Genomic DNA, 4,800 nt, shown 5'->3' with positions numbered 1-4,800 from the left:
ATGCTCGGGCCTACATGATCCACGACTGGGTCTTCACGGCGCATCATTGCATCGTGGACGGCAGTACGGAGCGTCGGTTCGAGCAAATGAAAGGGGTCGAATTCGACGATTCCGTCGCCATCTTGGGCGAAGCGATCAAGGCATTGGTCGAAACGCGACGTGTGGCGCCGAACGACGTGGCCCCCGATGTGATCACCGCTGCCGTCGGCAGCGTGATCGCTCGAAACCTTTGGAACCAGCACGGGGCCTGCAAATCCCTGCAGGTCAGCGCAAAGGACATCGCAGCGGCGGAGGCGGCCATTCCAGGCTCGACGACCAAGGCGAAGAACCTGAGCACCTTCCGTCTTCCTGAAACGATGGGACCTTCAATCCCTGCCGCCAAGCCGGCGAAGATCGTGGCCCGCGTCTCTCTTTGAAATGCTTTGTGCCTCCAGCCGCAGAGCGCAAAATTGGGCGGCCCACGACGGGGGTGCTGACGTGTCCAGTGCCTGAATTGGCCGGCCTGCCACGTCTGATGCCAAACGGTTCAAGGCGAGCGAGGTTTGGAACAGGAGCGGCGAGCCGCCGTCTGTGCGGCACTCGGGTTCCGGTCAGCCCAACAGGAGCCACACCCAGTACGCGCCGATCGCCATCTGGACCGAAAAGGCGGTAAATCTCAGGCTGACCGCAAGCGCGCTCGTCGAAACGAGGTGGATCGTCGACTGGACGATCCTGGCGCCCAGCAGCGTGAACGCCAAGGGATCCGTGGCTTCGGATCTTCCGGTCATCACCGCGACGCCGAGCAGCCCGCCGAAGACGGGGAGACCCTCGATGCAGTTGGCATGCGCCCGGGCCAGCCGCTGCATGAAAGGCGAGAGGGTGGCGTTGTCCGGCGTAAACCCGTTCGCGGGCACGCGGCCCGATACGACGAGCCAGGTGCGGATTGCCTCCATCACGATCAGCAAGCCCAGTGTCCAGGCGATGAACCCGGTCAACGCATATGCGGACTGCGACATCACGTCACCTATGGCTTGCGGCAGAGCGCGACGATCCACGGCGCGCCGCCCGGCGATTGACAAATGTCCACGGAGAAGCCGGCGGCGGCTGCCGCCTCGCGCAATTCGCCAGGCGTCCTGGGCGTAAAAATGTCCGAGGGCATTCCCATCGTCTCCATGCGTTCCCTTGGAACGAAGCCGACCGCAAGCAGGCCACCGGGGTGAAGAATGCGGATGAACTCGCCAAAACCCTGCTCGAGCGAGCGCCAGAAATACACCGTGTGGACAGTAAGCGCCTTCGTGCATGACGCGTCGTCGATCGGCAGCCTGCCGACATCGCCAAGCAGGAACCGCGCACGGCCTTGCGCGCACTCAGCTGCGAAAGTCTTGGTCGCGGCGGCGACGGCATCGGCGGAACGATCTACCCCAACGACCGATGCGCTTCGGTCAAGGAGACGCCGCAGATTTGGCCCGCCGCCGAAGCCAACTTCCACAATTGCATCCGTCGACTGGGGGCCCAGCAGATCAACCGCGAACGCATTTACGCGCGCGTTTCCGCGGTTCATGCCAAGCCGGACGAGCCACCCGCCGAAGCCCGAGGGGTGCGATAGTTGCCTGGCGACAAACCGGGGTGGCATGAAACGGCTCTTCCAAGGAATATCCAGGATACACCGTCTATCGATGGGACGAAAGTTCTGATCCCCGCAAGGATAGCGGGAGTGGGCTGCAACGGTCATGAAACGAAACCGATACGAGGCAAGGCCGTCATCTGCTGCTGTCTCCCGAATGAACACCGGTCGCGCTCCCTTTCGAGGAAGCATCCGGCTTGGAAAGTTGCATCCTTGGCGCTGCGTTGAAAACGTTGAAAAAATTCCGGCTCCCTCATAACCTTTGGCTATGAAGAAGTACCGGACCGCCCTTCCGCCACTGGATTTGCTTATCTTTTTCGAGGCGGCTCACCGCGTCGGAAGCTTTACGGGCTGCGCGGCTGAACTCCACGTCTCGCAGGCCGCGGTCAGCAAGCGCATCCATCAGCTCGAAGAATGGATCGGAGAGCCGCTGTTCATCCGCAACGGCAAGCGGCTGGCGCCGACGGAGAGCGGCGAGCGGCTCTACCGCACCGTCGGGATGGCGCTCGAATTCCTTCGCCAGGGCCTCGGCACTTTGCGCGAGGACGCCATGCGGCCGCTATCCATCGGCGCGAACACCGTTGTCGGCATGTTCTGGCTGACCGCGCAGTTGCAGGCCTTCGGGCTTTCCGGCGACGCCTGCCCGACACGGCTGATCACTTCCGACAACACGGACGACCTGCTGGCGGGCAAGCACGACCTCTTGGTGCTTTACAGCAACGGCATGGTTCCCGGATATCACGTGACGCGACTCCTCGGCGAGGAGATGGTGCCGATGGCGTCGCCTGAACTGGCCGCCGCATTGAAAGCCGACGGTAGTGGATCGTTCCGGCAATTTCGCCGAACCGACGGTCCACCCTTGCTGAATTATCTGCGCTCAGCGCCCGACTGGGTCGATTGGCGGACATGGTTCGACGGCCTTTCTATCGAGGGACCCGAAGGCTGGAACGTGAGGACCATGAGCACCTATTCCCAGACGATCGGCGAGGCGATCCGCGGCAACGGCATCGCGCTGGGCAGCGTGGCCTTGCTGCAATCGGAACTGGCGGCGGGGCGGCTTGTGCGTCTTACCGGGGACGTCCTGCGGACCGACAGCGGCTACTATCTTTGCCATACCAAGAGCGCCTCCCTTCCCGACGAGGCGCAACGGCTGGCGAGTTTCCTGATTGCCGCCGCGCAAGACCAGAACGCGTCCCGGGATTTCCCATAACCTGCGGTTTCGCGGATCGCGGAGATTTTCCAACGTTTCCCTTACCGTCGAGGAGCGGCATCATGACCTCGAACCAGGCCGTACAGAGGAAGCGATGGCAAATTTCGACTGGCATGCGGAGCGCAGCGATCTCTCCGGCATCGCGCTGCTGGACCGCGCACCCGAAAGCGAGGGGATCGACCTCAGGGAGGTGCGGCTCTATCGCCTGGGCCGCGTGCGCGAGCAGATGGTGCGCTACGGCGTCGACCTCGTCATCCTGTCGGACCCGATCAACATCCGCTACGCCACCGGCACGCGCAACATGCAGGTCTTCTCGCAGCGGAACTCGCCGTCGCGCTATCTGGTGCTGACCGCATCCCGCTCGATCCTGTTCGAATTCACCGGCTGCCTCCATCTCGCAGACGGCTACGAGACTGTCGACGAGGTTCGTCCGGCCTCGACGGCCAGCTTCGTCGCGGCCGGACCGCATATCGCGGAACGCGAGCGCGCATGGGCGGCCGAGATGAGCGACCTGATCGTGGAACTGGTCGGCAAAGACGCCACGGTCGGGCTGGAGCGCCTCAACGCCGGCACTGCGCTGGCGCTTGCCCAGTACGGATTTCGCATCGTCGACGCACAGCAGCCCGTGGAGATGGCGCGGGCGATCAAGTCGGCCGAGGAACTGAAATGCGTCAACGCCTCGTTGCGGGCAACAGAGATCGGCGTCGGCAAGCTTCGCGGCGCCGTGCGGCCCGGGATCACCGAAAACGAACTGTGGTCCGTGCTGCACAAGTCGATCATCGAGCAGAACGGCGACTACTGCGAAACGCGGCTGTTGAGCGCCGGCCAGCGCACGAACCCCTGGTTCCAGGAGACCGCGACCTACCTGATCGGCGAGAACGAGCTCGTGGCCCTCGACACCGACGTCGTCGGCTGCCACGGCTACTATTCGGACTTTTCCCGGACGTTCCATTCGGGGCCCGGCCGGCCGAGCGCCTATCAGCGCGAGCTTTACAAGGTCGCGCACGAGCAGGTTCACTACAATATGGGGATACTCAAGCCCGGCATGAACTTCCGCGACTACGCGGACCAAGCCTGGGACATACCCGAGAAATACTACGCCAATCGATATTACCTGTCGGCGCATGGCTGCGGCATGACGGGCGAGTATCCCTATCTCTACCATCGCGGGGATTTTCCGGATGCCGGCTATGACGGGACAATCGAACCCGGCATGACGATCTGCGTCGAAAGCTATATCGGCGAGGAGAACGGCCCCGAGGGCGTGAAGCTCGAGCAGCAGGTCCTGATCACCGATACCGGCATCGAACTTCTCTCACGGTTTACTTTCGAGGAAGAATTGCTGCGGTGAGCCCACTCCCATGACGCTTTCTGGAGGGTTGCAAATTCCAAGGCCGCCCATAACGTTCGACTATGAAAAGCTATCGGCGTAATTTGCCGCCATTGGACATGCTGTTCTTCTTCGAAGCGGCGTATCGGACAGGCAGCTTCACCGCCTGCGCCGCCGAATTGAACGTCACCCAGGCCGCCGTCAGCAAGCGCATCCGCCAGTTCGAGGACTGGATCGGCGATCCCTTGTTTGTCCGCAGCGGCAAGAGATTGGTCCCAACTTCCGCTGCCGACCGCCTCTACCAGACTTCCAGCATGGCCTTGGAGTTTCTGCAGCAGGGAATAGCCTCGCTGCGCGAGGAGGCGAGACGGCCGCTTTCCATAGGCGCCAACACCAGCATCGGCATGTTCTGGCTCACGGTCCGGCTGCGCGAGTTCGGATTGTCGGCCGATGCCTGTCCGACGAGGCTTTTGACCTCGGACAATGCGCAGGACCTTCTGAGCGAGAGCAACGACCTGATCGTGACCTACGGCGCCGGCAAGATTCCCGGGTGGGACTCGCTGCTGCTGCTGGAGGAAGAGTTGTCCCCGGTCGCCTCTCCGAAGCTTGTTGCCGAGCTTGGGGCCGGTTCGATCCGAACGCTCAACGATATCGCTC

Annotated in this window: 5 protein-coding genes and 1 pseudogene; 4 read left to right on the top strand and 2 right to left on the bottom strand. The window is 62.7% G+C overall.

Annotated elements, in window-relative coordinates:
* Positions 1-416: pseudogene (locus ACODTY_RS23315) on the top strand (hypothetical protein); the annotation flags it as partial.
* Between the two features lie 174 nt (positions 417-590).
* Here ACODTY_RS23315 and ACODTY_RS23310 read toward each other — a convergent pair.
* Both ACODTY_RS23310 and ACODTY_RS23305 read right to left on the bottom strand, forming a co-directional pair.
* Positions 591-995 (bottom strand): MAPEG family protein, encoded by a 405-nt coding sequence (locus ACODTY_RS23310; protein ID WP_488996557.1) that lies wholly within the window; start codon positions 993-995, stop codon positions 591-593.
* Positions 996-1,003: 8 nt separating this feature from the next.
* A complete protein-coding gene (locus ACODTY_RS23305; RefSeq protein ID WP_488996556.1) occupies positions 1,004-1,612 on the bottom strand; it encodes a class I SAM-dependent methyltransferase in 609 nt (202 codons plus the stop codon).
* A gap of 259 nt (positions 1,613-1,871) precedes the next feature.
* On the opposite strand from ACODTY_RS23305, the gene ACODTY_RS23300 reads away from it, so the two are divergent.
* From ACODTY_RS23300 to ACODTY_RS23290, 3 genes are all read left to right on the top strand, one after another.
* A complete protein-coding gene (locus ACODTY_RS23300) occupies positions 1,872-2,813 on the top strand; it encodes a LysR family transcriptional regulator (protein ID WP_488996555.1) in 942 nt (313 codons plus the stop codon).
* A 94-nt stretch (positions 2,814-2,907) separates the two neighbouring features.
* Complete coding sequence (locus ACODTY_RS23295) at positions 2,908-4,164, top strand: M24 family metallopeptidase (protein ID WP_488996554.1); 1,257 nt, start codon at positions 2,908-2,910, stop codon at positions 4,162-4,164.
* 62 nt (positions 4,165-4,226) lie between these two features.
* Positions 4,227-4,800: LysR family transcriptional regulator (locus ACODTY_RS23290; protein ID WP_488996553.1), on the top strand; the 574-nt coding region annotated here is incomplete at its 3' end.

It is taken from the genome of Mesorhizobium sp. FG116 (genome assembly GCF_057809835.1).
This window is presented reverse-complemented; position numbering and strand designations above follow the sequence as displayed.